Source organism: Methanocalculus sp. MC3 (assembly GCF_054767395.1).
Genome location: NZ_BAABMP010000005.1, coordinates 133,735 through 158,817, shown reverse-complemented (window position 1 = coordinate 158,817; position 25,083 = coordinate 133,735). Strand labels below are relative to the sequence as shown.

Annotated in this window: 27 protein-coding genes; 3 read left to right on the top strand and 24 right to left on the bottom strand. The window is 52.8% G+C overall.

From position 1 onward, the window contains the following. Positions 1 to 32: 32 nt before the first annotated feature. Positions 33 to 377: a DUF2769 domain-containing protein gene (locus tag ACYUBO_RS09605; RefSeq protein ID WP_460373926.1), complete on the top strand. Its 345-nt coding sequence runs from the start codon at positions 33 to 35 to the stop codon at positions 375 to 377. Positions 378 to 382: 5 nt separating this feature from the next. Here ACYUBO_RS09605 and ACYUBO_RS09600 read toward each other — a convergent pair whose 3' ends face one another. From ACYUBO_RS09600 to ACYUBO_RS09560, 9 genes are all read right to left on the bottom strand, one after another. Further along, positions 383 to 727: a hypothetical protein gene (locus ACYUBO_RS09600; RefSeq protein WP_460373924.1), complete on the bottom strand. Its 345-nt coding sequence runs from the start codon at positions 725 to 727 to the stop codon at positions 383 to 385. 66 nt (positions 728 to 793) lie between these two features. Beyond that, a complete protein-coding gene (locus tag ACYUBO_RS09595; RefSeq protein WP_460373922.1) occupies positions 794 to 2,869 on the bottom strand; it encodes an ABC transporter substrate-binding protein in 2,076 nt (691 codons plus the stop codon). Positions 2,870 to 2,944: 75 nt separating this feature from the next. Beyond that, positions 2,945 to 5,143 (bottom strand): tetratricopeptide repeat protein, encoded by a 2,199-nt coding sequence (locus tag ACYUBO_RS09590; RefSeq protein WP_460373921.1) that lies wholly within the window; start codon positions 5,141 to 5,143, stop codon positions 2,945 to 2,947. 93 nt (positions 5,144 to 5,236) lie between these two features. Beyond that, entirely contained in the window at positions 5,237 to 5,605 is a 369-nt protein-coding gene (locus tag ACYUBO_RS09585; protein WP_460373918.1) for a DUF134 domain-containing protein, read from the bottom strand. Further along, positions 5,602 to 6,471 (bottom strand): ATP-binding protein, encoded by an 870-nt coding sequence (locus ACYUBO_RS09580; protein WP_460373917.1) that lies wholly within the window; start codon positions 6,469 to 6,471, stop codon positions 5,602 to 5,604. The genes ACYUBO_RS09585 and ACYUBO_RS09580 overlap by 4 nt, the downstream gene beginning before the upstream one ends. After that, on the bottom strand, positions 6,468 to 7,319 hold the full coding sequence (locus ACYUBO_RS09575; protein ID WP_460373915.1) for a nucleotide-binding protein: 852 nt from the start codon (positions 7,317 to 7,319) through the stop codon (positions 6,468 to 6,470). Before ACYUBO_RS09575 ends, ACYUBO_RS09580 begins: the two co-directional genes overlap by 4 nt. A gap of 10 nt (positions 7,320 to 7,329) precedes the next feature. Continuing rightward, positions 7,330 to 8,031: a NifB/NifX family molybdenum-iron cluster-binding protein gene (locus tag ACYUBO_RS09570; RefSeq protein ID WP_460373912.1), complete on the bottom strand. Its 702-nt coding sequence runs from the start codon at positions 8,029 to 8,031 to the stop codon at positions 7,330 to 7,332. After that, entirely contained in the window at positions 8,028 to 8,261 is a 234-nt protein-coding gene (locus tag ACYUBO_RS09565) for a DUF5320 domain-containing protein (RefSeq protein WP_255332607.1), read from the bottom strand. Before ACYUBO_RS09565 ends, ACYUBO_RS09570 begins: the two co-directional genes overlap by 4 nt. 181 nt (positions 8,262 to 8,442) lie before the next feature. Then, positions 8,443 to 8,643: a DUF5320 domain-containing protein gene (locus ACYUBO_RS09560; RefSeq protein WP_460373911.1), complete on the bottom strand. Its 201-nt coding sequence runs from the start codon at positions 8,641 to 8,643 to the stop codon at positions 8,443 to 8,445. A 116-nt stretch (positions 8,644 to 8,759) separates the two neighbouring features. Between ACYUBO_RS09560 and ACYUBO_RS09555 the strand changes: the two genes are divergently transcribed. Beyond that, on the top strand, positions 8,760 to 10,061 hold the full coding sequence (locus ACYUBO_RS09555; RefSeq protein ID WP_460373910.1) for a methyl-coenzyme M reductase glutamine C-methyltransferase: 1,302 nt from the start codon (positions 8,760 to 8,762) through the stop codon (positions 10,059 to 10,061). 41 nt (positions 10,062 to 10,102) lie between these two features. Here ACYUBO_RS09555 and mtrH read toward each other — a convergent pair whose 3' ends face one another. The 15 genes from mtrH to mobB form a co-directional block, all read right to left on the bottom strand. Then, positions 10,103 to 11,125: a tetrahydromethanopterin S-methyltransferase subunit H gene (mtrH, locus tag ACYUBO_RS09550; protein ID WP_460373908.1), complete on the bottom strand. Its 1,023-nt coding sequence runs from the start codon at positions 11,123 to 11,125 to the stop codon at positions 10,103 to 10,105. A 16-nt stretch (positions 11,126 to 11,141) separates the two neighbouring features. Beyond that, the gene (gene mtrA / locus ACYUBO_RS09545) at positions 11,142 to 11,879 is read right to left on the bottom strand and encodes a tetrahydromethanopterin S-methyltransferase subunit A (protein WP_460373907.1); all 738 of its coding nucleotides are present in this window, start codon (positions 11,877 to 11,879) and stop codon (positions 11,142 to 11,144) included. Between the two features lie 6 nt (positions 11,880 to 11,885). Then, positions 11,886 to 12,074, bottom strand: coding sequence for a tetrahydromethanopterin S-methyltransferase subunit F (locus ACYUBO_RS09540; protein ID WP_460373905.1), 189 nt, complete (start codon positions 12,072 to 12,074; stop codon positions 11,886 to 11,888). Positions 12,075 to 12,079: 5 nt separating this feature from the next. Next, positions 12,080 to 12,805, bottom strand: coding sequence for a tetrahydromethanopterin S-methyltransferase subunit A (gene mtrA / locus ACYUBO_RS09535; RefSeq protein ID WP_460373904.1), 726 nt, complete (start codon positions 12,803 to 12,805; stop codon positions 12,080 to 12,082). Positions 12,806 to 12,811: 6 nt separating this feature from the next. After that, a complete protein-coding gene (mtrB, locus tag ACYUBO_RS09530) occupies positions 12,812 to 13,099 on the bottom strand; it encodes a tetrahydromethanopterin S-methyltransferase subunit MtrB (RefSeq protein ID WP_460373902.1) in 288 nt (95 codons plus the stop codon). A gap of 16 nt (positions 13,100 to 13,115) precedes the next feature. Then, on the bottom strand, positions 13,116 to 13,961 hold the full coding sequence (gene mtrC / locus ACYUBO_RS09525) for a tetrahydromethanopterin S-methyltransferase subunit MtrC (RefSeq protein ID WP_460373901.1): 846 nt from the start codon (positions 13,959 to 13,961) through the stop codon (positions 13,116 to 13,118). A 10-nt stretch (positions 13,962 to 13,971) separates the two neighbouring features. Further along, the gene (gene mtrD, locus ACYUBO_RS09520) at positions 13,972 to 14,829 is read right to left on the bottom strand and encodes a tetrahydromethanopterin S-methyltransferase subunit D (protein WP_460373898.1); all 858 of its coding nucleotides are present in this window, start codon (positions 14,827 to 14,829) and stop codon (positions 13,972 to 13,974) included. Further along, positions 14,829 to 15,740, bottom strand: a complete 912-nt coding sequence (gene mtrE / locus ACYUBO_RS09515) for a tetrahydromethanopterin S-methyltransferase subunit E (RefSeq protein ID WP_300334009.1) — start codon at positions 15,738 to 15,740, stop codon at positions 14,829 to 14,831. The genes mtrD and mtrE overlap by 1 nt, the downstream gene beginning before the upstream one ends. A gap of 232 nt (positions 15,741 to 15,972) precedes the next feature. Then, on the bottom strand, positions 15,973 to 17,679 hold the full coding sequence (mcrA, locus tag ACYUBO_RS09510) for a coenzyme-B sulfoethylthiotransferase subunit alpha (RefSeq protein ID WP_460373896.1): 1,707 nt from the start codon (positions 17,677 to 17,679) through the stop codon (positions 15,973 to 15,975). Between the two features lie 6 nt (positions 17,680 to 17,685). After that, entirely contained in the window at positions 17,686 to 18,447 is a 762-nt protein-coding gene (gene mcrG, locus ACYUBO_RS09505; protein ID WP_460373894.1) for a coenzyme-B sulfoethylthiotransferase subunit gamma, read from the bottom strand. 3 nt (positions 18,448 to 18,450) lie between these two features. Beyond that, positions 18,451 to 19,092: a methyl-coenzyme M reductase I operon protein C gene (gene mcrC, locus ACYUBO_RS09500; protein WP_300332662.1), complete on the bottom strand. Its 642-nt coding sequence runs from the start codon at positions 19,090 to 19,092 to the stop codon at positions 18,451 to 18,453. A 1-nt stretch (position 19,093) separates the two neighbouring features. Next, the gene (gene mcrD / locus ACYUBO_RS09495) at positions 19,094 to 19,564 is read right to left on the bottom strand and encodes a methyl-coenzyme M reductase operon protein D (RefSeq protein WP_300332659.1); all 471 of its coding nucleotides are present in this window, start codon (positions 19,562 to 19,564) and stop codon (positions 19,094 to 19,096) included. 24 nt (positions 19,565 to 19,588) lie between these two features. After that, complete coding sequence (mcrB, locus tag ACYUBO_RS09490) at positions 19,589 to 20,896, bottom strand: coenzyme-B sulfoethylthiotransferase subunit beta (protein ID WP_460373892.1); 1,308 nt, start codon at positions 20,894 to 20,896, stop codon at positions 19,589 to 19,591. A gap of 336 nt (positions 20,897 to 21,232) precedes the next feature. Further along, positions 21,233 to 22,129, bottom strand: coding sequence for a ferredoxin-like domain-containing protein (locus tag ACYUBO_RS09485; RefSeq protein WP_300332105.1), 897 nt, complete (start codon positions 22,127 to 22,129; stop codon positions 21,233 to 21,235). A 23-nt stretch (positions 22,130 to 22,152) separates the two neighbouring features. Further along, on the bottom strand, positions 22,153 to 22,908 hold the full coding sequence (gene mobB, locus ACYUBO_RS09480; RefSeq protein WP_460373890.1) for a molybdopterin-guanine dinucleotide biosynthesis protein B: 756 nt from the start codon (positions 22,906 to 22,908) through the stop codon (positions 22,153 to 22,155). A gap of 106 nt (positions 22,909 to 23,014) precedes the next feature. On the opposite strand from mobB, the gene fdhF reads away from it, so the two are divergent. Continuing rightward, a complete protein-coding gene (gene fdhF, locus ACYUBO_RS09475; protein ID WP_460373889.1) occupies positions 23,015 to 25,081 on the top strand; it encodes a formate dehydrogenase subunit alpha in 2,067 nt (688 codons plus the stop codon). Positions 25,082 to 25,083: the final 2 nt, after the last annotated feature.

Sequence of the window (25,083 nt, the reverse complement as noted above, 5' to 3'; positions counted from 1 at the left end):
TGATCCCACTTGGTAGATGAGGGATTCCTGTTATGGATATAACCAAATTTGAAAAGTATCTGGCTCTTGTCACAGATCATCCTCTTGTCCTGAGTCCGGCTGAGAGGGCAGGGATTATTCTGACACGAAAAGAACACTGCATCTGTCCATCCTGTCCGACATACCGTGAATGTGCTGAGAAAGCAGGCGATCGTGCATTCTGCACAATCGGGAAGAGCAGGGAGGGATGCATCACCGATGAGAGCAGTGGATGCAGATGCCCTGATTGTTCCATCTACCGGGATGTCGGGTTTGAGAAGGAATTCTTCTGCACCCGGGGAACCGAACAGCAGCAAAGGATTCTCTCGGTTCTTGAGATGCGCGAAGAGGTCTATTGAACCTCTTATCCACACCCTTCATCATTTTCATAGATTGAGAGGAGTTCCTGTCCGGCTCTCTTTGACAGGCGCTCTGTGACAATGTCAAGGAGTATTGAGAAGAAGAACGGTGAGATACAGCCGACACTCTCGCTTCCTGTTCGCATCAGTTCGATCAGGTACTCAAGCTCTGTATCGGTGAGGCGGTTTACGCGGCTTTCAAAATCCTTCTCATCTGTTGAGTAGTGGTTGGCAACCGGTGGAATAATGGATCGGAACTCGGTTCTTGAACCATTGCAGATTAAGTCTTCACATTCGGGTGCAAGTTTTCTTAGTATGTCTATGTCATAGGGTGTCAGTTCACGTGGCATGTATATTCTCTCCCCTTCATCACCGTAATTGCCTGCTGTTTTTCAGTATTGCATCTCTGTTTCCGGTCACAGGATGGTCCTGTATACGCCGTTTCTCATCTGTATGATATGTGTGCCTCCATCATAAAGAGCTCCATATTCGGGTTTCATGGGAGCTGTCAGGATTGCAGTGTGGATGGTGGAAGGATCTCTACTATCCGCTCTTTCAGCCCCGTCTGCGATCATCATGATGCCGGTGAAAGCACGGGCAGTGATGTCGTTTGTCTCCTGTCCGGTCTGCCTGACCATGAGGGTGTTGACGCCACGGATTGCCTGGAACTGATTGATACTCTCTCTCTTGTAAACGGATCCGGCAATGATCCCTTCTGAAAAGATCCCTGCTCCCCTGATGAATGATGCCGATTTCCAGGCATCTCCGAGTGTAAAGATCATCTCAGGGGAATACTCTGCTCTCCGTATATAGCTTTGAATCAGAATCGCCTCGCCGGGTGAGCTGGCAGAAACAAAAAGGGGGCTATACGGGCTTTCTCTCATGATTGAATCTATTGCAGAACCTATTCCGGTACTGTTCTCATAGATACTATCGGCTCCAATCTGGTATCCGCGTGATTCTGCGGTTGTGCGGACGATCCCGATGAGGGGATCGTCTGGCTGGCTGGAGAGGAGGGCAATTGAACGCTTCTTTCCATCTGCATTTTGCTTTTCATCGAGGATATCATAGCAGAGGCTGATATATGCTTCATTGTCGATCCCGATTACTCTCTCAGGATCTGCGCCTCCACCTGAGATACTTGTTTTTCCATCAGGTGTGGCGGTGATCGTTCCAATAATCTCAGCTCCCTTCGGGATAGCTTCGAAATCATAGAGTACCCCGACACGGGCGTCAAAGAGAGAAGGAATGCCGTTACTTGTGGCAAGCGGAAGCTCAATGTTCGTCTCTTCATTGATCACCGTGAGTGCGGTATCTGCTCCCTTCTTCACCTCATCAACAAACCAGCCTTCCCCTGAGCCGGTAATGACACGAATATAGACGATCTTACTGGGTGCAGTGATCATCCCGACGGTTTCTGACTCGCCTCTCCGGATCTGGCGGATCTCATACTGATAACCAGCCTCTCTCTTCTCATTGAACCGGATAGTCCCGAGTGCGCCCAAATGGCTCCGGTTCCAGAACCAGCCTGCGATGCACTCCATATCGCCCCCGCATGTTGTGATTGATGTTGAAAGGGTATGCGCCGCATCAAATGATTCAGCTACGATACCTGGCGCCATACTAAATGGCTGTTCATCCATCCCAGAAAAAACGGGATGTGCAGCATTGGTTACCGGGGCAAGGACAAAGACTCCTTCTGCAAGCTCCGGAGCCTCCTCCACCAGCATGACACTACCGCGTTCCCAGACGAGGATGATCGGATGTTCTCCCCGGCTTCTGATTGCAGAGATAATTGCCGGAACCTGCGTCTTACCATAGATGATGAAGATCTCAGGGGGGTTTACCCGGAGTGGGCGCATCAGATCTGAATATTCTTTCTGCTCCTGTGTATACTCGATCAGCCGGAGATTCCGCAGGTTTGGAATGCTTCGTATCTGCTCTGCCATCTCCCTTCCTTCCCCGGTATCCGGGTAAATAAAGGCGACATCAGAGTAATCGGAGATGAATGGAGCGATTGCATAAATCTCTGTTGCTATTGGTGGTGTAAAACTGATCCTGCTTCTGCTTCTCTCCACTCCGGGTTGTATTGGGGCGGCTATTGAAGCAATCGGGATGCCCCATTCCTCGGCATAGGGAGCTGTTGCCAGAACGCAGTCGCTTCCTGATATGATGAGTGCATGAATGGCAATTGTGTTCCTCCGCTCTCTGAGGATCGCCACTGCATGGTCCGGGTCACCGCGTGAATCCTCTATATGGAGGTTAATCGGCTGATCCCGCGGCTGTATCGTTCCCCGGCTGATACCATACTGCTGTGCCATTCCAAGATCCATATCATCCCCGCTCAACGGCAGAATTGCGAGGATGTTCAGTGCCCGGGGTGCGTGTTCCGCCGACTCCACAGGCTCTTCCTCTCCTGCAGGGATTCCGATAAAGGCCATCATGATGTAGATGGCGAGGGCAATTGCGATTACTGTGATGAGCCGTTTCATCTCTCTTCACATCCAATCATGGGCGGTGGGATAGCCGGAATCTTCCAGTACTCATCCTTGATCTACTCCGTTCTCTCAACTCTGTAACGCTTGGATTGCGCTGTTTCGTATGGTGAGCACCTCTTCTGCCGCCATCATTTCCGGTGCCCACGAGGAACGAACAGGCTCTTCCCGGGTGGCAGCTTCGGTTTTGATCACTGCCAGGTACCGCCCTACAATTGATGAGGGTACAGCCCCACTCCAGGTAAACAGGCTGCGATCAATGGCATCAATCTGTTCCTGTAATTGAGGTTCAAGTCCATCAGTTTTGATCCGGTTATGGAGCAGGTTTTGGATCATCCGATACTCTTCCCTATCGGGAAGGTACCGGATGGCGGTGCTTATTGCCTCCTTTGCGCTATCATATTCTCCCTGCTGTGCATAAGCCCTGGCAACCCCTGCCCAACCTCCGGGAAACTCCTGGTGAAGTGCGACTGCACGCATATATGCCTCCGCCGCCTTCTTTGTCTGCCCACGGGTTTCATACCAGTATCCGATCTCAGAGAGGATACCGGCACGCGCCTCTTTTGATGTCGTTATCCTGAGCGCTTTTCGGAAGACTGGTACTGCATCGGGGATGCCACATTCTGAGAGCACTTTTGCCAGTATCCTGAGCAGCCGTGCTCTCTCTTCCTGTGGCACAGGCAGGTTCAGAAGATCCCCGGTGACTGTGTTGACAGACTCCGAAATAGATCTCCCTCTCATCCCTTCAAGGAGGACGAGGATGGCATCATATCCCTCATCTTCTCCCCCGCCGGGGATCAATCTGACAAGATTCCCAATCTTCTCCCCCCTGAGCAATCCTGAGATGATTTGTGTTTCGATCTGATCATTCTTGTCAGAGCGTATATCTATGGGTGGTTTATTGGCATACCATGCAGCCCTCGCTCTCCAGAGTCGGGTTTCGGGGCTGTTCTGAATGGAGACCGAGGCATTGAACCAGGTAAGGGCGTCATCGAACTGGAATGCGCCGAAAGCGAGGATGCCGCGGAGAGCAGTATATTCTGCTTCTGCTCCTGCTTCCAGATCGGCGAGGAGGACAGAATCAAGTGTTCCATCTCCTCTCATTGCCCGGTTCAGGGTATCCAATCGTGCAAAGGCTGCATCGCTGCATTCCTCCTCCCCGATAAGATCTTCAATAAGGGCATATTCACGATCAAACCATCCCGATCGCCGGCATGATGTGGCTATCTGCATGAGCAGGTGCACCCGCTCTTCACCCTCCCTATCCCGGGCGATCGAGATGAGGCGATCGAAGATGGTATCCCCCTCTGCTGATAAGCCAAGCTTCTCGGCGGCTTCACAGAGGTAGATCAGCTCATCCTGAAATGATCGGGCGTCTTCCCCTCTTTCACGGGCGGCTTCGAGTGCAGACTGGAACTCTGAGAATGCACGTTCATGCTCACCGATGTTCCGGGATAGAAGTCCCATCTCACGGTAACTGAGCTGTCTGATTTTTTGCTCCTCTGCACGGCTGCATGCAAGGGAATACAGGCTCCGTGCAGCAATAATTTGATGTGTTGCAGCACAATGCCGTGCTCCAACAAGCAATGCCTCTGCAGACGGCTCGAAGATCATCAGCGCAGAGATGAGCGGCTCCCATCCATCTTCCGGATATCGCCTGTTCAGAATGGAGAGCCTCTCTTCATAAGATAATATGAGGAAGGAGTGGCAGGCTATGGAAGTAATGGCGTCTGTGATTCTTCCAGGGAATGATGGATCTTCGGGATCTATTATGTTGACACCAGCGTCCGCCTCATCTCTGAAGGAGGTTATGATTGCCTGATCCATCGGGTGGAGGAGTTTTGGCCTTTCAGGAGGTGAGGTCTGGAGTGCAGTTGGGAATGAAATTGTCTGATACAACAATCCGGCTCTCTTCGTCTGCCAGTAGTGAAGCGGAAGGCCGGTCTCCTCTGCAAAGAGCATGCAGATGGCATCCGGGTTCTGTTCCATCATTCGTAGACGGAGAAGGCCCTCTTCTCTGTTCTCTTCTGATCCAGTGAGGAGACGGGTGATGGTCCGGCGCAGCATCTCAGATAATATTTCATCTGAAGAGATTCTGATGCAGATACTCCATCGGAATGCGGGATCGGTCTCCACCCTCCTGAGGAAGATGGTCTGAAGCAGGATCTCCCCAAACAGTGACTCAGCCTCATCCGGCTTTTTCGATCTGATCTCCTCTTGTATCACAAAATAATCCGGGAATACCTCTCCAATGCCTCCGGCCTGTTCCATGTATCAGAGTTAGTTATACAGCTATATCACTCTCTCCACCAGATGGGTGAAGAAATAGTTCAGAAAAAAGTATCTGAGGGGATTATGCCGTCTTCACTCAGACTGATGATATGGAGGACAGTCTGCTGCATCCTGACGCAGACAGCCAAGCACACGGATGGTCTTTCCATAGACGAGTGCATCGGCAACTTTTCTCCGTGCTTCATGGAGATCACGCCAGAGGGTCTTTCGTGAGATGCCAAGGGTAGCGGCTGCAGCCTCCTGTTCAAGACCGAGGAGATCAACAAGCCTCAACACCTCCAGCTCTTCCGGCAGCAGGAGGATCTGCTCTTCCTGGATTGTCTGGTCTCCGCAGAGGGGTGCAAAACATCTGAATTGCCCCTCATCATCGATCATCCGGGCAACCCGTGGCCGTCCACGCCGCTTTCCGCAGCATCCTCTTCTGTCCTGTTCTGGTGTCATGGCATATCAAGTTTGAATCTAATCTGTTCCCAGACTCCGGAGATGGCTTTCGATGCCGGACTATCGGCTCTTGTGATCGGGATGCCCTGCCTGACCGCTTTGACAACAGCAGCGTCAAAGGGAATCTTCCCAACAATTCCGATTCCCTCTTCGTCTGCATATGACTCGATCTCGCGGGTGATCTCATCAAGGAGGTCAAACCGGTTAATCAGCAGGAGGATGGATAGGTTAAACCGGCGGCAGACGGTCACCAGGCGTTTGCAGTCATGGAGGGCGGAAACGCTCGGCTCAGTGACGATCAGTACTGCATTCATCCCGCTGATCGTGGAGATAAGGGGACAGCCGATCCCTGGTGGGCCGTCGACGAGGAGTACCTCGGCAGATGGATCGATAGTGAGTGCCCTTTTCTTTACTTCATGGACGAGGAGTCCGGATGTGCCTGATCCGGGAAAGAGCCGGGCATGGACGAGCGGTCCATATGCTGTTGAAGAGGTGTAAATCTCGCCACAGACCCTCCTTTCCATCACCGCAGCACCTTCCGGACAGACGAAACAGCAGAGGCCGCACCCTTCACAATGGAGGGGGCTCACTTCTGCCCGATCGTCGTCCATTTTGATAGCGCCGAAGGCACAGGTGTTGACACAGACTCCACATCCCAAACAGCGATCGGGATCAATTCGTGCAACATCAAGACCGGTAAACGGCTCAGTGGTGAGCCGGGTGGGTGAGAGGAGGAGCTCGAGATTGGCTGCATCAACATCGCAGTCTGCCAGCACCTGTTTTCTGGTGTTGGTATCTGCGAGTGCACAGGCAACCATCGTCTTCCCTGTTCCCCCTTTCCCACTGATCACTGCAATCCTGATCATTGTACTCCCTCCTTTGCTCTGATCACCGATTCGAAGAGTTCGATGAACTGTTCTCTCCATCCCGGGAGTTCGCGCGCGATAAGGTTCCCTTTGTTCTGGATAGCAGCTATTGTGCGATCAAATGGTATTGTCATAAGGACTGGAAGTGAATGTTCCGCGCAGAAATCCCTGATTATTTCATCATCTCCATCACTGCGGTTTATCACAACACCGGCAGGAATTCCAAGCTCCTCTGCAACACCGTACGCGAGCTTGAGATCATGGATGCCGAATGGGGTTGATTCGGTCACAAATATGCAAAAATCCACACCCTCAAGTGTTTCGATCACAGGGCATGCAATTCCCGGTGATGCGTCATAGAGAATAAGCGGATGCCCTTCTGCCTGATCTTTTGCCATCCTGATTACAGGTGGTGCCTGTACTTCCCCTTCCTGCAACACGCCGGTAATCAGAGTGAGTCCAGATGTGGGTTTTCGTATCTGAACGATTCCAATCTGCCTCCCAATTTCATTGATGGCGCCAATCGGGCAGACCCGAACACACCCTCCACATGAGTGGCAGAGTTCAGGAAGAAAGAGGTGGCGATCCTTGAAGATGGTTAGTGCCCCATACCGGCAAAACTCTCCGCATGCTCCACAGTATGTACACCGTGTTGTATCAATCTCAGGGATCTGTACCATTACGGGCAGATCCTCTGATGGTGAAGGAAAGAAGAGGTGGAGGTTCGGCTCTTCAACGTCACAGTCGACAACGGCTAAGGGTTGTCTCTCTGCAAGTGAAAAGGCAAGATTGGCCACCACTGTGCTCTTACCGGTTCCTCCTTTTCCGCTTGCAATTGCGATCTTCATAAGCAAAGGATCAGGAGATTGAGGGGAGATTTCCAGCAAGAAATGCCTTCACCGCATCAGCAACCGAGCCGCCGCCGCGGTAGGAGTAGGCTTTAATCCCGCTTGTAGCAAGCGCTTCTGCTGCATTGCCTCCCATCTGTCCGGTGATGAGGTACTCTGCTCCATGGTCGACGACCGTTGAAACCGACCGTGGACCAACGCCGCCTGAAGCCTGGGCAAAAGCATTTTGAACCGATTCAACTGCACCTGTCTTCAGGTTAAGAATGATGAAGTAAGGAGCACGTCCAAACCGCTCTTCAAAGGGTGCATCCACACCTGTAGCCTGTGCAGTAATACAGATGATTGCTCCTTCTTTCTCATCGTGGCCGCATTCGTCTTCTGGCCCATGGTGGCATGTACTCTGTCCGGGTGTGAGATCCCCACGGATATATGCCTGTGCTACGGCATCGATGTCTCCTGAGGCACCGAGTATGACATCGATCCCATTCTCATGGAAGAGATCGATTGCACGGGGGCCCATCCCACCTGCGATAACGAGGTTTGCGCCATGCTCTGCAAGGAAACGGGGGAGCTTTCCCGGTTCATGTCCGGGGCTGTCAAGGTCTTCGCCCCGGATGATCTTGTTATTTTCAACATTGAAAATTGCATACTTCTGGCAGTGCCCGAAATGCTCAGACACGCGTGTTCCATCCATTGCAATTGCTATCTTCACTCTTGCACCTCCGTCTGGTTTGCGGGCTGGAAGAACCGCCCTCCACGCATACGTCCTCCTCCGAAACCTCTGCCGCATCCGCGTGGCAGACCGCCTCTTCCGAGTCCGTAGATTGGTCTTTCAGTCTGTACTGCACTCTGTGCATCTGGTGCCGGGGCAACACAGCGCCCCATGCGCCTTCCGGTCATTGGCCCCATACCCTGGGGCCCTGTTCCATCTAATCCTGGCATTATGTATCACCTGGTTTTGGTAATAAGTACTCATATGCGCATAAATACTTAAATCTTTCTATTATTCCCGATGAAGTGCATTGCTACTTTGCTATTCTCAGGAATATGCATTTTGAAATAAAGAGGGGAAATGAGGAGGTATGACAATTCACATTGTTTGTAGTTGCCAATCATTATTCATTTATGGGAATCGCCGTTGTACCCATCCTCTGCCAAATCCTCTGCCGCCTCCGCGTGGAATTCCGCCTCTTCCGAGTCCGTAGATTGGTCTTTCAGTCTGTACTGCACTCTGTGCATCTGGTGCCGGGGCAACACAGCGCCCCATGCGCCTTCCGGTCATTGACCCCATACCGCGGGGTCCTGTTCTATCAAATCCTGGCATTGTGTATCACCTGGTTTTGGTAATAAGTACTCATATGCGCATAAAGACAAAAAGGTATGGATCGTACGAACAACCCGGATTGTTTATGCTTGTGTCCTTTCAAATAATCCCATATCATGAGGATCAAGGTCATCTCTCCGGATATCATCACCTACGGCGCAATGGTGATCGGCGGAGTGCTCAGAGAGCACGGACACGATGTCTCCATATCACGTTTTATCGAAGATACAGATACGGATATCCTGCTTCTCTCCCTCTATTCCACCCAGCATCTTTTCGATGAGCGGATAAAAAAGGTGATAAGTGCCCGGAAAAAGCGGGGCGGCAGGTGTTATGTCGGAGGTCCGGTATCTTCGCATCCGGCAATGGTTTTGGGTGAATTATCGCCGGATGCAGTTGTTGTTGGGGAAGGTGAAGTGACCACGCCACGCCTTGTGGCAGATGGCCCCTCACCTGAAATACAGGGGATAGGCTATATGGAAGATGAGGTGATGGTCACTACCGGCCCATCTCCTCCATCTCCGATGACGCGCCCTCTTCCCCTGATCCCCGCCGATATCGGGGAACAGAATATCAGGGGTGCGAATGTGTATATTGAGACGCACCGTGGTTGTATCGGAGGATGCGGGTTCTGCCAGGTCCCCCGGTACTTCGGGCAGGAGATCAGAAGCCGGAGTATTGGGGCTATTCTCACTGAAGTACAGGCATTCATAGATGCCGGGGTGCATCGGATCTCAATCTCGGGGGGAACCGGATCGCTCTATGCTTCAGAACAGGGGAGGATGAATGTCCCTGCTTTTGTTGATCTACTCAGTGGGATTGCCGGGATTGTGGGAAGGAAGAACCTATCCTCCCCGGATATCCGGGTTGATTGTATCACCGATGAGGTGCTGGATGCAATCCGTGATCATACCATCGGCTGGGTATTTTTTGGAATAGAATCCGGGAGCGAAGCCATTCTCAGAAAGATGCGGAAAGGGGCAGATGTCAATCAGGTGAGGGAAGCTGTAAGGCGCTGCCGTGACCATGGGCTGAAAGTAGCGGGGAGTTTTATTGTGGGATATCCCGGTGAATCCGAAGATGATTACCAGAAGACAAAAGATCTCATTGAGGAACTCTCACTGGATGATGTCTTTGTGAGCGCCGCAGAGCCGATTCCCGGAACACCGCTTGCAGATCTTGTTCTTACCACACCTCAGGATGAAAACCCTGTATACCTACCGCATATGGGTGAATATAAGGCTCTTGGACTGTCTGTTGCAGAGGCGCGTGCCTTTGACCTGATGCTCCATGCCGATCTCAACAAGCCGGTATTCTCGATGGCAGATGATCGGACATTTGATCTCTATCTTGCAGAAGTACGGAAACAGGGATCTGATATTAAAAAAGCAACCGAATGTCTTCTTCGGTATTCTTAAAAAAAATGGGTGGAATGAATTTCCACCAATGATTCTCCTGTTTATACGAGTTTCATAATGGGGTGGTTTGGATCCTGCACATCTCCACCGAGTTCACGGCATGCCTCAGCAAGCACAATGTCGGTAAATGCGGCAGTCGTTGCCATCCCTTCACAGTTTTCGATTGGTCCGAACATGATTAAATCGGCACCAAGGGTCATTGCCATGATGTTGCACCCGATGTCAGGTGCAGCCCATGCAGTCTGCCTGATACCCTCGAATCCACCGAAGTGGTGATGTGCCATCTGTTCGAGGAGGACATCCTTTCCTTTGTATTGTTCGGCAAGGACGTTCTTTCTCCAGCGCTTCAGCCAGGTCCATGAAACAGTCATGTTGTGGTATGCACCACCGGTTGGGAGACCGTGGATTGCCTTGCATGCAAGGATCTCACGGAATGAACCGCCTGAGCCGATACCGAGCGGGGTTGCTGCTGTGTCGAGGATCGGGCGGGTGACCCCTGCCTCTTCTGCGATCTGGAGCATACCCTTTGACTGACCGGCAACGCCTCCCTCAACAAGCACCTTCTCACGTCCAACGACTGATGGGTCGCCGGGGTTGAAGGCAAGGACGATTGCGGAGTTGACATCTGAAGCAGCAAGTGCGTCGATGTTCTCCTGCGGGATCGACCCGTTGATCGAGTTGTAGATTGCACGGTCTGCAAGGCCGACTTCCGTGACGTACTCACATGCATGGGCAAGTGCTGCCGGTGCTGATGAGTCCATCAGGAAGGGGGTCTTGTTGTCGATACTGTCAAACCAGCTGAAGTAGCTCTCGAACGCCTCGCCATATTCGGCGATAATCTGGATGAAGTATGGGTTGCCGGTGATATCGTACAACTCCATACAGCGGTTCCAGAGCGCTTCTGCCTTTGGCTTGTCAATCTTTCCTGTGTGATCGTCAAGCACGGTCTCGTGCTTGTTGTAAAAGATGGATGCACCGAGTACCCTTGGGTATTCGCCTGGCTGTCCACCGATCTTGATTCCATTAAAGTCGAGAACGGTCTGTTCTTTCTCAAACCTGAACATAGTTGGAACACCTCACTTAGAGCATACTAATTTTCGGAAGGAGCATAAGCAGCATGATGAAGACGATGAGCCCTGCTACAAGGCCATAGAGGATACCAATATCCCTTCCGATCTTCCTGCCCACCCTCTGGGCAATCTCTGCGTCTGCAAATTCGATCTTCTTCTCAATTACGTCGAGACGTTTCTCAATCTCAAGGAACTGGGGGTTCGCTCCGGCAACTGCTGTCTCAAGACCGCCTCCGCCTGCCTCTTTGACCTCGACAAGCATCGGGTCTGCGGCAAATGCTCCCGGGTCTCGGCCCGTGAGTTCTGCGATCTTGGCATTAATCTTGCCGACGTCCTCAGTCTCCATGATGTTGACGTATTCGATCTGTTCCTGGAAACGCTTGATAGCTGCATCGTCGAGGTTCTCGATGAAGGGAATTGCTCCCTCTGCGCCAACGATTTTGCCGCCCGAGACGCCTCCTGCATGGAGAGCTTCAAGTGACTGGCCACTTAAGTGCCCTTTCACTTCTGTTCCACACGCGAGGACGAACCTGATGTTTGGGTTTGCAATGATGTTTGCGATGATCTTCTCAAGCCCGAGGTTCTCGGTCTTGCATGATCCGCATAATGCAGCTCCGCTTGCACAGATACCTCCTTCATCAAGGTGAGACCCCATGGTGACAACAGCTACACAGCTGTTTGCGTCACCTGAGTGGAAGTCTCCCTTAACAGTTGGCCATCCGCTTGCCGGTGATTTCTTCTCTGCCATCTCTCTTCACCCCAGAACCAGGATTGGTACCATCACGAAGATCAAGGCAAGGAGAAGCCCGGCAACAAACCCAGGCATTCCTGCATCCATTATGCCAGAGTCAAGCTTGTTTGTCCTGGCAATGATCTGCGCCTTGTATCGGATTTTCTCAACCATGTTGTCAATTGATGTCATTCTGATGCTAGAACCTGCCATTTTACTCACCCCATCAGAAGGAATCCAAGAATGGTAAATATTACCACAAGACCAATCATCAGCCCTTCGATTTTTCCTGAGTATACGCCAGCTGCGAACCTGTCACGGTACCCGATATCGGTGACCATTCCCTGGATGATCTTCATCCGGGCATGGATGAGTGCAAGTTCTCCTGAGAGAGGTTTCACTTCGCCGGTTGACTCTTCGCCACCGCTTCCACCTGCCTCTTTGACCTCGACAAGCATCGGGTCTGCGGCAAATGCTCCCGGGTCACGGCCCGTGAGTTCTGCGATCTTGGCGTTAATCTTGCCGACGTCCTCAGTCTCCATGATGTTGACGTACTCAATCTGTTCCTGGAAACGCTTGATAGCTGCATCGTCGAGATTCTCGATGAAGGGAATTGCTCCCTCTGCGCCGACGATTTTGCCGCCAGATACGCCTCCTGCATGGAGAGCTTCAAGTGACTGGCCACTTAAGTGCCCTTTCACTTCTGTTCCACATGCGAGGACGAACCTGATGTTTGGGTTTGCAATGATGTTTGCGATGATCTTCTCAAGCCCGAGGTTCTCGGTCTTGCATGATCCGCATAATGCAGCTCCGCTTGCACAGATACCGCCTTCATCAAGGTGCGATCCCATGGTGACAACAGCTACACAGCTGTTTGCGTCACCTGAATGGAAGTCTCCCTTGACGGTTGGCCATCCGCTTGCCGGTGATTTCTTATCTGCCATCTCTCTTCACCTCAGGTACTGAAACGCAACGATGGCTGCAATAAGCAGACCAACCGCAAGACCATACCAGAATGCGGTAACTCCACCGGCATAGACAAGCGTTTTGTCACGGCCAGGGTAGCTGTTCAGAAGGTTTCCTTCACCAGAGAGCATATTGACCAGGTCATCTGCAACCTTATCGAGTTCAGCAACCTGATCGATGATCGGCTGGTAGGACTCTCCGGCTGTCGTCACAAATCCGAGAATCGGATCGGCGACAAGGCCGAATTCAGGTAATACAAGAACATATCCCATGTCTTTCACCTCCAGTTTAGTCCTCAGTCTCCACGATCATCTTGGCATCAAGCCATGAGGCTGCATCGCGCTTTGAGAGTTCGATGAACTGTGCGTAGGTGTAGCCCCATCCGATGAGTGCAATCAGGAGTCCCAGGAGTGCAGATCCCATTGATATGAACGCAAACGAGATGATTGCCATCATGATCATTGAGAGGAACCCGCACTCTGCTGCGAGCATCAGTGTCCGATCCTGTGTGTTGGATGGACCAAGTGCTGCATTGAAGGGGTGCTGAATGGCGATGGCTCCGAGCATGAACGTAACTGCGGTAATGCCTCCACCGACAAACGATGCCTGTGCGGCAGGGATTGCGAATCCGAAGATGCTGATCGTTCCTGCTGTCAAAACTCCGAAGGTAAAGTCTCCGGTTGCCATTGCAGTGAATCCCATGATAGTGAGTGCTCCGATGATCGAGAGTTCAGCTAAGGACTGAACGAGCACCGGGATCTTCATGTTCAGCACGCTGTCTGCAAGGAAACCAAAGATGGCACCTGAGACGAGTGCAATAACAAGAGCTGCAAGTGGAGAGAATAAGCCGAACTTTGTTCCAACGAGCATTGCGATGATACCTGCACCAAATGCGACCATGCCTGCGGATGGAACACCTGTTCCGATACCGTAGCTGCAGAGCCTCTTGATGGTGCTCGTACCCCAGATGAGGGCGATGATTGCGCCAATACCGCCGAAGAACGAGAAGATATCAAGTCCGGTGATGGTATTGAGGTATGTCAGGTAGATGCAGACGATCGATCCGATTAATCCGACAATCAACAGGGTGTTGTGGGGGATTGAGTCTGCGGATGCTTCAACTTTTACTGTCATCTTCTTCACCTCAGATTGGCATCGGTACGATGATCAACAGTGCCAGCAGTCCGGTTAATGCTGATGCAACCGCACTGGCTACGATAGCCCGTGGGAACCGCTTGAACTTAGGATCATGCGGACCCTCGATTGTACCGGTGATGTTGTACGCGGTAAGGACAGCGTTTACAAGGAACATACCGATGGCAAAGATACCTGCAACACTGACGGCAATCGGCATGATGCTCTCGGTGCTTGCTCCCATCAGTGCGGGAAGCCCGTTTACGTATGCATCATAGAGCGAGATGTAAATCAGTGTTCCGCCAAAACCTCCGATAAGACCGCCAAGAACACCACCAACATAGGAGATGAACGGCAGGCCGTGACCTTCGGTTCCCTGGCTCTTGTACTCGTCCTGTGAGTCTCCGGTTATGGGATCGTTCCTGACCTTTCCGGATGCTGATGGAATGCCCATACCATAGACGTACGTTACATTGACGAACATACAGGTGAGCGCCATCAGCAGTGCGCCTCCGATAGCTCCCGTTCCGAGTGCCGGAAGGTAGCCGAACTGGGCTGCCCATGCTCCCTTGAAGAGACCGGCAAGACCGGCACCTGCTGCGAGCATCGTGACACCGGTAGCAATACCTGGTGCCTGGCCCATTGCGGCGGGTGCTCCACCGACCGGAACAAGGTGGACACTGAACGTAACAAGCATTCCGCCGATGATGATGCCGATTAATGAATAGAAAACGGCCATCGTGAAGAAGCCTGTCATGGTCATATAGTACCCGATACCGACAACAACGAGCAGTAATACAATTGCGATTGCTGCTGCGCCCTTTGGCATTCCTGCGCCGGCGGCGGGTTTAGCTGCGATTGCTGACATTATGCTGCCTCCTCGTCATGTTTTTTCTCTGGTGCCGAGTATGGGCCATAGGTCTTGCGTGCCCAGACTTCGATGTACCGTGCCATGATCGTAATGAGAAGAACGATGATTGCTCCAACAATGACCGAGCCCCATCCTCCGAAATAGTGTTCGAAGATGAGGTGTCTCCAGAGTTCGAAGAAGACGATCAGGCCAAAACAGACTCCTGATGCAGGTCCTGCGTACTTTGCTGTGAACCAGCCATTGTCGAGTGAGCTTCTTTCGCCTGCCTCGGCATATCGGACGATGTTTCCGGATGCTGAGATAGGGACACCGGCTCCGAACTTCTGGTTCTGGTACTGGCGTTCTTTCCCGTAATACGGGTTTCCAACGGCGGATCCGGCGGCTCCAAGTGCGATACCCCAGATAATACCGAGGATCGGAAGCGGGAACGGATGGCCGAGTACGGCGTTCATCAGGTAACAGATTGTTACCGTTGCAAATATCGCAACAAATGCGTGAGCTGTTGTAACGGGTGTAACCGATTTCAGGATATCAACATAGACCGGCTGCCCGAACTTGGCGAGACTTGCAGTCCTGCCAAGATATGCGGTGGTTGCATAGACGCCCTGGACAAACGATGCCAGTACGCTACCAAGAATGATAGCAAGAACCGGATTGACGTTCATTGCCATAAAGGCCCATGCAATACCCGCACCAAGAGCGATCCAGAGAGCCCAGGATGGTGGCTCACCTGCCACAGCCTTATTGAAGATACGGTGCATGTATCCCATCTGCGGTGCGAGCTGAACCTGTGAGTTCGGGTCACCCTGAGATCCGATATTGGATTCGGTATCTTCGGCTGCCCCTGCCACAGTGGCAAGCGCTCCCGCAAATGCTGCTACTCCAATACTTAATACGATGTTCTCCATGTGAGATTCTCCCTTGATCTATAAGAGTATGAGAGTGTTCGATCAGCGCTGCTTCTCCAGAGTCGGAGTACTACGTGTAGATATAAAAGACTTGATAGTGATTGAGTTAAAGGTTTCGAAATATTGCTGAAAGCGGGCATCGTCACTCTCCTTTTCAGGGAATGGCTCTGAATTTCCGACCCGTATTTCAGAACATCTTTCATTAGTGAAAAAAAAGTTTGGTTTAGAGGATTTACTTTGCGGGGATGATGAGCGAGCGCTCGCCTGCTGGCATGAACTCGCGGATCGCACCGCGTGCAAACTCCTTCCTTGGCTCGGCGAAGTCGAACTTCAGGGCTGGGTCTGCGAAGCAGATCTTGATGAGTGGGGAGAGTGAGAATGCGTCGCCACGTCCGTAGTGGGATGCTCCGACAATAGCTGCATATTCTCCCTGGTGGCCGACGTTCATTGCGTAGTTGGGGTAGTTCGGTCCACGGAACTCGCCGATACAGCCTTCATCAGGCCGGACAGAGAGGGTGTTTGCTGAACCACACTGGTCCTGCAGGTCGTAGCCGAAGAATCCGAGACGTGACCATCCCTCTTTGTGCATGAGCATCGAGAGGTACCAGCCGTTCAGACCGGCGTTGGAGTGACCGGTTGCAATTGCAGTCGAGAGACCGCAGGCTGCTGCCAGGACACCGGCACGCTGGGAACCGCCGAAGTGGTCTTCCATCATGGTCGGGTACTGTTCGTACTGTTCCATACCGTTGAGGTTAACCTCGGTTGCGATGTCGTTGACGACTTCCTGGGTTGGCTTGACCTTGTCCTTTGCGTTCGGGTTCTGCCAGTCGACCTTGTACTTGTCTTTGATGTAGTCCATACCGTAGTAGGTGAACTCATCGAGGATGTTGTCGGTGTATGCTGCTGTTGCATACTGGGTGAATCCGACACCACCGGACATGTAGGAGCCGAGCCAGATCTGGTCGAAGAGCATTGTTCCTGCACCGACAACCTCAAGGGCTGCCTTTGCGGGGTCATTTGGATACTTCCGGTCTGCCTGGATCATGTCGGCGAAGTTGCCAAACAGGATACCACCTGGCTCGTTTGGACCACGGGCACGGCGGGCTGGCAGGTGTGAGGACATCTGGATGACACCAGCGTGCTTTGCTGCGTAGGAGAGGTCAGCGACTGCTGCTTCGCCTGCGCACATCCGGTATGCACCGATGAAGGACATACCGATCTGCATGGCGGACCACCTGGAGGTTGTTCCACCATCACAGGTGCGGGAGACGGTTGTCGGGATGTGGACACACTGCCACATGGACTTGCCGACTGCGCCCATCAGGGTTTCTGCCTGCTTCTTCGGGAAGAGCTTCTCGACATTGATTAAGAACTGTGGTTCGATGTCGTCTGCAAGCTCGGAGTCTCCGGTGAAGACCTTGACGTAACAGTCGTCGGTGAGTGCAGGGTGGGTCTCGACCATGTGTTCCTGAACAACGGCTGCTCCGGGCATTGCGTGGTTGACAACGTGGAGGTATTCGTTGATCGTCTCTGGTGTAACTTCCTTGCCAAGACGCTTCTGGAGGGTCTGGTGGGCAAGGTCCATGTTGACGATAACGGTTCTCCTGATGTCGTCCCAGAACTGCTGCATGGCAGCGTTGTTGACGAAGTGGAGGTCGTCACCCTCAACGAAGGTGCCGGTTCCTGAGACCTCGTAGGTCATCAGCTGGCGCTGACCCATCGGGATACCACCAAGGTGGCACCGTGCGGGGTCATACATGTCAATGCCACGCTCTTTGACGATCTTTGCGTTCTCAGCCATGAACTCCTTCTTACGGGGAGACTGGTTGAGGCCGTCAAATGCATAGAACTTGGCTTTCTGGGATTCTACATCCTGTCCCGGGAACTTCTCCTTCAGTGCCTTCAGGAAGAGTTTCTGTGCTCTCTCAATTTTTGCCATCTTTTATCACTCCTTGGGCATGTATCCGTATTTTGTTCTCAGGCTGTGGATACGCTGGATGTACTCAATGTACTCTGCGTCATTCCTGTAGGGGTTCCCGCCGAGGACGTGGAAGATGGTCGTGTTCTCGCCGAGCCATTTCTCGTCCATGGGCTTGCCGACTGCGACTTTCTTGTCGAGCGGGACACCGATCTGGTCTTTGACGTACTTGACGATGCCGTCTTTGTCGAGGACGCACCTCTGAAGCATGTCAAACATCATGCCGTCCTCTGCGAGACGGAGCGAGTGTCCGTGCACAGTTGCGCCACGGATACCGACACGTGCCGGGTCGAAGAGGTTCGTGTTGATTAAGTCCTTTGAGATCTGCTCAAGGTCACGCTCACGGCACTCGACGATCTGACGGCCGGAGAGCGTACCTGGGTCAATACCACGGTACCGGTACATCTCTGTGTAGGTCCTCTGGTATGGCTGTGAGGGTGCGTTCAGCATTGAGTCAGCGAACTGGACATACCGGACGCGGTCTCCTGCCTTTGCTCCCTCTGTTGGGGCGACGATCTTTCTGATCGGGCAGTCCGGCTCACCCTGCTCTGCGAGTGGGGGGTGTGCGGTTGGATATGCCTGGCCTGGTGCACGGTGTCCGAGGATAAGAACAACGTCCTCATCGGTTACATCGCGAATCTTCTCGAGTTTTACTGCCGGGTTCATCTGCTTTCGCCGGTTTTCGGCGACCTTGGAGGTTCCCGGGCCATACTGTGGTTTGTATGCCATAAATTAATTCACCTCTGTGAAGGATTTCTCCTTCATTGTTCGTAATACTTCACGGATGACATCTGCCAGCTTCTCCCGTGTCGGTGTCTGCCCACGAGTTACTCCGCTCACAATGGCAACAACGGTTCCTTTTGTCCGGATTGCATCTGCGGGGGGCATCACATAGGCGGTCTTTACTCCTTCCCGTGCAAGATCCTCGTAATCGATCGGCGCCTGTGAGACGACGACCGCTTTCGTGTCGCATGATTCAAGTATGCTTCTGACTTTATGAACAACGTGCGATCGAACATTGCCATGGTGAAGGACTGCGACTTTATGCCGTTCGATCTGTTCGATCTCACGGTAATTCAAGCCGAAATTTGCACCGATGGCCGCTCCGCCTGCGTTTCCTGCATCAGCGGGGATGCCGCTGCCCGCGTTCAACACCAGGGTACTTACGCTGTATTCGACCCCCTGCTGCCTGAGTGCTGACGTGATATCGCAGATCGGCTTTGTCACATGCCTCCGTCCGGGAGACATTGCCACCACGATGACGTCCGGGTACCGGCATTCGGAGATCGTCCCGCGTTGTGCGAGCGATCCTCCTTTGCCCATCCCCATGGACTGGCGGCAGTCGACGACCTGTGTCACACGTCCTATTGGCATGTTACTTGTTCCCCTGCAGGATGATCGGTCGGGTTTTGCTCTTTGGGTCAACTATGCCCAGGATACGTTCGTCTTCGACGATACCGTACTTTGCATAATCGGTCATGGTCATACTGGAGCGCATGAATCTGCCCTCCTGGAGAGTGAATGGGAAGTTCGTAAGAACCGTTTCGCATGCTTTTCTGATCTCCGGTATTGGTGTTTCATCCTCAAGTTCGATGAGGATTGTTCCAACCTGTACCTGGAGTTTAATCGTCTCACCCATCACCTCGATCTCCCGCCTCTGGGCAACCACATTGGGGGTGCCCCGGGCAGGCCCATACGGGACGATCTCTGGTACACGGGGTCCGTTTAAAACGATCCGTCGGATACCGGTGGTTGAGAGGATCTTATTTATAAGAGTCTCTGCGGTATCCGGGGTGAGGAAACGTGCGGGAACGATTCGTATCTGGGGGTAGCTGGTTTCTGCCATTTGAATCCTTGATTACAGACTGGTTTATACAGCCTTTGCAATTGCCTGGATTGGCTTTGCAAACTCATCGATCTGGCCGAAGGTGTCCTGGTAGATCTTCGATGTTGACTCTGGCGAGAACATCTGGGTTCCTGCATCAAGTGCACAGGCGGCAACGATACAGGGGATACCGACACCGGCTGCGTGCCTGGTGACAACGTGGTTTCCATTGAAGATACCTGGACCTCCACCACCGTAGATCGAGTGGCTGAAGAAGGAGAAACCGACTGCAACACCCATTACACGGCCGTAGTCACAGCCTGGGAGACCGGTTTCGTGCTCAAGCAGGTCGTTGAAGTACAGGAGTGTTGAAGAGACTGCCTGTGCGAAACGGCCGGCACCACAGTTGACCATGGTTGCGGCGAGGGTACCTGCTGCTGCATATGCATTCCAGAGCATCGGGTCCTTTGTGTCATAGAACTGGAAGTATCCGCCTTTCTTGCCTGGTGCGATGACCTTGTCTTCGATTGCACGCTCAACAAGCGACTGGACGACGGTACCGACGGTTCCGGTCTGGCCGTTCTTCTTGACGAGGTCGTAGACGAGGTTGTTTGCATTCAGTCCCTGGTAGGCGTAGAGGAGCATCTGTGCACGCTCGAACGGACCGATTGCGGCTCCCATCTCGAACTCTCCTGCCTGCTCAAAGGTGGCTGAAAGGGCTGCACCCTGCATTGCGTTCTTGTGGGTCATCATGACGGCGTGGTTTGCCGGGATGTTCCTGAGCGCGTAGCCGAGACCTTCGTTGTTCTGTGGTATGGAAAGGATAGACTGAACTCCTGCTCCTGCCATGTCCATGGTCTGCGGGTAGGTACCCCAGACAGCTGCCTTGACGGTGTTTGCATCAAACATGCCGACATTGAACTGGTCCATGATGGCATAGGTTGTTGCGGATGCTACTGCCGTGATAGCTGCATCGTAAGTGGATGCTGCAGTCAGACGTGCAGTTGGTGCCTGAACGAGGAGGAGCTTCCCTCCGCCGTAGGTGTTGATCTTGGTGTCATCGCCGTCTGCGACCTGCACCATCTCCTTGATCCTTGCGGTGACTGCGTCAGCATTCTTGACGATGTCAAGGTCAAGTTCACGGCCAAGGATCTGTTGGTGTTTGCCGATCTTACCGGTCTTGAGTGCTGCTTCGATTCCACCGAGGTTCACTGCGACTGTCCTCTTGGTGAGGTTGACGAGTTTCAGGATCGCCGGGTTGGTCAGCGGGCTGACCTTCGAAAGGGCGACATTGCTCTTCAGGAGCTTACCGTTGTCGTCATAGAGGTCGATTGTGTCTGTATATTTTGCCATAATTTTTCCTCCAATTATTATTTGATTTGATACATTCCGGTCATTGAATACTGAATGCTAAAAGACGTCACTGAATTGGGTACTGGTAATGATTGGCACGTCCCCTCTGGGACATGAAATAATACCGTATATCAGAATATAAGTGTTGTCTTTTCATCTTCTGGGATTATATTATTTAAGAAAGTAAAATAAAAATAAAAAAAGGGGTAATATTCAAATATAGGAACTAATTTCAGTTTTTCACCGAACACTAGTATGATAAAAAAGAGGTTTTTGTACAACTATGTATGTTGTAATACCAACTCCTCATCCTACAACTCACTGCGCTCCTGATCTTCATGGAATCTCCGGGCCGGATACGACGTGCTCCGGTTGAATCCTCTTGAGAACATCCTTTTTGAGTGTGTCAAACCCGATCTCATCGAGCTGATCCCCAAGAAGGCGGCCGTCCCATGCCTTCCGGTAGATCCAGGTGACGACCATGTCGATGACGGTATGTAAATCCTCTATTGTTGTCACGGTAACAAGAGGGCGGCCTGCCTTTGGGTGCCTCCCACGCTTGCCGCCGATGGTGATCAGGTATGCGGGAGGATCCCCTTTGATGATATGGAACGGGCAGATATGGATGCAGTTTCCACAGTCGATGCACTTCTGGCGATCAAGGATGATATCACCACTTTTCACGACAAGAGCACCTTCCTTACAGAAATTGACGCAGGTGCCGCAGCCTGTGCAGAGTCCGGGGTTTCTTATCGGCTGCTGTACTCCTGTAATGCCAATCTCACAGAGCCGCTCTGATACACAGCTGTTTGGGCAGGCAGATACTGCAATCCTGACCCTTACCGGCATATTTTTGGCAAAATACTTCCTGTCTGTCTCAAGAGCAATCCCGATAGAGTCGATATTGGCAAGCCTGCACCGGTCTGTTCCGGGGCATGCGGTGATATTGACGATCTCTTCCCGCTCGGCACCAACGGGTGTGCCGTTTGCTTCAAGTGCTCTTCCAAGTTTCTCGAGATCTTCGATTTTGACATGCGGGATCTCCATCGTCTGCCGGGTGGTGAGATGGGCGGTGCCTGCTCCATATTTCTTTGTGATCCGTGCAATCCCTGACAGTTGCTGCGGATTGATGATTCCTGCCGGAAGCCTGATCCTGACTGTGCAGAAATCGCTGTTCCTCTCGGTGATCACACCTCCGCGGGTATGCATTCCGGTGTCTCGCTCAATCTCCATACGATATCTCCTTCGTCTCTATCCTAATAATTCCTGTCATCTTCTGCATCACTGAGGAGGTCTGCACACCGGGTGAGGGCTTGTGTCACGGATCGTGGGGTGGTTCCTGCTATGGCGAGGCATCCTTTTGTGTCACAAAATGCATCTCCGTATCCGATGTGCAGTAATCTCCCTTCTGCTCCGGTGATGCCGGGGGCTCTGCGTGCCGCCTCAGCGGCAACCCTGAGTGCATCTTCGTCAGCTCCATGAAGGATCAGCATACTGCCGGATGATTCTGGTCCGGCATCATCCAGAAGCCTGTCCAGAAGAGTTTTTGGGGTGGTCCATGTCGGAAACCGGTCAAGGTTCATGAGGATCTCTTCAACAGTCGGGTTCCTCATGAGGATGTGATCGCCCCCGACATCTCCAAGTGCAATGCCCGGCAGGGGGACGTTCTTGAATCCCTCAACGATGCAGAATGCCGCTCCCCTCTCCGATGCGGCATCGAGAGCGTTGGTGAGGCGTTCATCTGCAAGGATCAGGATGCTCTTCTCTTCATCTATGGCGCAGGCTCCGGATGCACCTGCCCGGTAATGGAGTGTGGTGTCTTTCCCCTCCTCCAGGGCAAGCGGGTGGTGTCCGCTATGTTTTATCGTCTCGATCCGCCCTCTCCCGGCAAGCCTCCTGCATAGTGCTTCGATCAGGGTTGTCTTGCCGGAATTTGATCTCCCGAAGATGTGGATGACAATCATCTGGTGTGTAGGTGGTGTGGTTGAACAATTAGTATTGTCTCTCTCCATCTCCTCTCCCCCCGGTTTCCACCGTTATTCATCACTTTTTGGAGAAAAATGGCTATGTATAAATAGTCTGGTCGGCATACTATCAGTTATCCGAGGTAAGTTAACCATGGAAATGAAGTATGTACCAACGACCTGCCCGTACTGCGGGACAGGCTGCACATTCAACCTCGTCGTCGTCGACGGCAAGGTAACGGGCGTTGCCCCCTATCAGCGTTCCCCTGTCAATGAGGGAAAACTCTGTCCAAAGGGTATCTATGCCCACGAGTTCGTGAACCGCGAAGATCGTCTGACCACCCCGCTGATCAAGAAGGACGGGAAGTTTGTCGAAGCCGGCTGGGACGAGGCATATGATCTCATCGCCCAGAAGCTGAAGTCGTACAAGCCCGATGAGATGGCGGTCCTTGCCTCCGCGAGAACCTCGAACGAGGACAACTACGCGATCATGAAGTTCGCCCGTGGTGTCTTAAAGACCCGTCACATCGACCACTGTGCCCGTCTCTGCCACGCCTCGACCGTTGCCGGCCTTGCCGCTACATTCGGCTCCGGTGCAATGACCAACTCGATTGGCGATATCGCTGACTCGAAATGTGTCTTCATCATCGGGAGCAACACCTTTGAACAGCACCCGCTGATCGGCCGGAGAGTCATGCAGGCAAAGAAGAACGGCGCGAAGATCATCTACGCCGACCCCCGTCTCACCCCGACCGGCAAACAGGCCGACCTGTACCTGCAGTTTAGATCCGGCAGCGATGTCGCTATTCTGAACGGTCTGATGCAGGAGATCATCAGAAATGGCTGGGAAGACAAGGATTTCATCGCCAACCGGACAAAAGACTTCGAAGCGATGAAAGAAGTCGTGATGAAGCCCGACTACAGCCTTGAGAACGTCTCGAAGATCTCCGGCATCCCGGTCGACCAGCTGAAGACCGCCGCCGAGTGGATCGCGAAATCCGGTGCCACAGCAATCCTGTACTCGATGGGTATCACGCAGCACACCACCGGTGTGGACAATGTCAAATCCGTTGCCAACATCCAGATGCTGACCGGCAACCTCGGCAAAGCCGGTGCCGGCGTGAATGCACTCCGTGGCCAGAACAATGTGCAGGGCGCCTGTGATATGGGCTGTCTGCCAGTCGTCTTCACCGGGTACCAGAAGGTCATCGATGAAGCCGCCCACAAGAAGTTCTCAGACGCCTGGGGCTTCCCCGATGGCATCTCAGCACCTCAGAACGGGTATGAAGTCACCACCATGATGGATGTCCTAACCGGGAAACCCGGTGAACTGAAAGCGATGTACATCATGGGCGAGAACCCGATGCTCTCCGACCCTGACCTGACACATGTCGAACACGCAATCAAGAGCCTTGACTTCCTCGTCGTGCAGGATATCTTCCTGACCGAGACCGCCCAGCTCGCCGACGTTGTGCTTCCGGCGACCTGCTATGCAGAGAAGGATGGCACCCAGACCTCGACCGAACGCCGTGTCCAGATGTGGCGGAAAGCCCAGGACCCGCCGGGCGATGCAAAACTCGACTGGCAGATCCTCGCCGAACTCTCGGCAAAGATGGGATATGCTGCACAGTTCCCCTGGCAGAGTGCTGAAGATGTCTTCACCGAGATAGCGAAAGTCACGCCATCCTATGGCGGTATGAACTATGAGCGTCTCCGCAAACCCGAAGCGCTGCACTGGCCCTGCCCGGCAGGCGACCACCCCGGCACCCCGATCCTGCATATCGGCAAATTCTCACATCCCGATGGGCTTGGTGTCTTCTTCCCGATCGAGTTCAAGTACCCGGCCGAAGTTCCGGATGCCGAATACCCGTATATCTTCACAACCGGCAGGAACCTGTTCCACTGGCATACCGGTTCGATGACCCGGCGTTCAATCTCGCTTGAGAGCGAGGTTCCAACCGGCTGGATCGAGATCAATACTGAAGATGCAAAAGATCTCGGTGTTGTTGATGGCGAGATGGTAATTGCCAAAACCCGCCGTGGCGAGATCAAGGTGCCTGCCCGCGTGACAAAGGAGATCATGAAGGGTGTGATGTTCATGCCGTTCCACTTCGCAGAATGTGCGGCAAACGTCCTGACTAACAACGCACTTGACCCGATCGCAAAGATTCCGGAGTTCAAGGCCTGTGCTATAAAGATTGAGAAGATACAGGAGGCCTGAAG

What these genes read in the sequence shown, in the direction of transcription:
- ACYUBO_RS09595 (WP_460373922.1), bottom strand. Translation starts at nt 2,869, where the DNA reads ATGAAACGGCTCATCACAGTAATCGCAATTGCCCTCGCCATCTACATC.
- mcrC (WP_300332662.1), bottom strand. Translation starts at nt 19,092, where the DNA reads ATGCCAATAGGACGTGTGACACAGGTCGTCGACTGCCGCCAGTCCATG.
- ACYUBO_RS09585 (WP_460373918.1), bottom strand. Translation starts at nt 5,605, where the DNA reads ATGACACCAGAACAGGACAGAAGAGGATGCTGCGGAAAGCGGCGTGGA.
- mobB (WP_460373890.1), bottom strand. Translation starts at nt 22,908, where the DNA reads ATGGAGAGAGACAATACTAATTGTTCAACCACACCACCTACACACCAG.
- fdhF (WP_460373889.1), top strand. Translation starts at nt 23,015, where the DNA reads ATGGAAATGAAGTATGTACCAACGACCTGCCCGTACTGCGGGACAGGC.
- ACYUBO_RS09555 (WP_460373910.1), top strand. Translation starts at nt 8,760, where the DNA reads ATGAGGATCAAGGTCATCTCTCCGGATATCATCACCTACGGCGCAATG.
- ACYUBO_RS09575 (WP_460373915.1), bottom strand. Translation starts at nt 7,319, where the DNA reads ATGAAGATCGCAATTGCAAGCGGAAAAGGAGGAACCGGTAAGAGCACA.
- ACYUBO_RS09540 (WP_460373905.1), bottom strand. Translation starts at nt 12,074, where the DNA reads ATGGCAGGTTCTAGCATCAGAATGACATCAATTGACAACATGGTTGAG.
- ACYUBO_RS09600 (WP_460373924.1), bottom strand. Translation starts at nt 727, where the DNA reads ATGCCACGTGAACTGACACCCTATGACATAGACATACTAAGAAAACTT.
- mtrE (WP_300334009.1), bottom strand. Translation starts at nt 15,740, where the DNA reads ATGGAGAACATCGTATTAAGTATTGGAGTAGCAGCATTTGCGGGAGCG.
- mtrC (WP_460373901.1), bottom strand. Translation starts at nt 13,961, where the DNA reads ATGACAGTAAAAGTTGAAGCATCCGCAGACTCAATCCCCCACAACACC.
- ACYUBO_RS09580 (WP_460373917.1), bottom strand. Translation starts at nt 6,471, where the DNA reads ATGATCAGGATTGCAGTGATCAGTGGGAAAGGGGGAACAGGGAAGACG.
- mtrA (WP_460373907.1), bottom strand. Translation starts at nt 11,879, where the DNA reads ATGGCAGAGAAGAAATCACCGGCAAGCGGATGGCCAACTGTTAAGGGA.
- ACYUBO_RS09590 (WP_460373921.1), bottom strand. Translation starts at nt 5,143, where the DNA reads ATGGAACAGGCCGGAGGCATTGGAGAGGTATTCCCGGATTATTTTGTG.
- ACYUBO_RS09485 (WP_300332105.1), bottom strand. Translation starts at nt 22,129, where the DNA reads ATGGAGATTGAGCGAGACACCGGAATGCATACCCGCGGAGGTGTGATC.
- mcrB (WP_460373892.1), bottom strand. Translation starts at nt 20,896, where the DNA reads ATGGCAAAATATACAGACACAATCGACCTCTATGACGACAACGGTAAG.
- mtrH (WP_460373908.1), bottom strand. Translation starts at nt 11,125, where the DNA reads ATGTTCAGGTTTGAGAAAGAACAGACCGTTCTCGACTTTAATGGAATC.
- mcrD (WP_300332659.1), bottom strand. Translation starts at nt 19,564, where the DNA reads ATGGCAGAAACCAGCTACCCCCAGATACGAATCGTTCCCGCACGTTTC.
- mtrD (WP_460373898.1), bottom strand. Translation starts at nt 14,829, where the DNA reads ATGTCAGCAATCGCAGCTAAACCCGCCGCCGGCGCAGGAATGCCAAAG.
- mcrG (WP_460373894.1), bottom strand. Translation starts at nt 18,447, where the DNA reads ATGGCATACAAACCACAGTATGGCCCGGGAACCTCCAAGGTCGCCGAA.
- mtrA (WP_460373904.1), bottom strand. Translation starts at nt 12,805, where the DNA reads ATGGCAGATAAGAAATCACCGGCAAGCGGATGGCCAACCGTCAAGGGA.
- mtrB (WP_460373902.1), bottom strand. Translation starts at nt 13,099, where the DNA reads ATGGGATATGTTCTTGTATTACCTGAATTCGGCCTTGTCGCCGATCCG.
- ACYUBO_RS09565 (WP_255332607.1), bottom strand. Translation starts at nt 8,261, where the DNA reads ATGCCAGGATTAGATGGAACAGGGCCCCAGGGTATGGGGCCAATGACC.
- mcrA (WP_460373896.1), bottom strand. Translation starts at nt 17,679, where the DNA reads ATGGCAAAAATTGAGAGAGCACAGAAACTCTTCCTGAAGGCACTGAAG.
- ACYUBO_RS09560 (WP_460373911.1), bottom strand. Translation starts at nt 8,643, where the DNA reads ATGCCAGGATTTGATAGAACAGGACCCCGCGGTATGGGGTCAATGACC.
- ACYUBO_RS09605 (WP_460373926.1), top strand. Translation starts at nt 33, where the DNA reads ATGGATATAACCAAATTTGAAAAGTATCTGGCTCTTGTCACAGATCAT.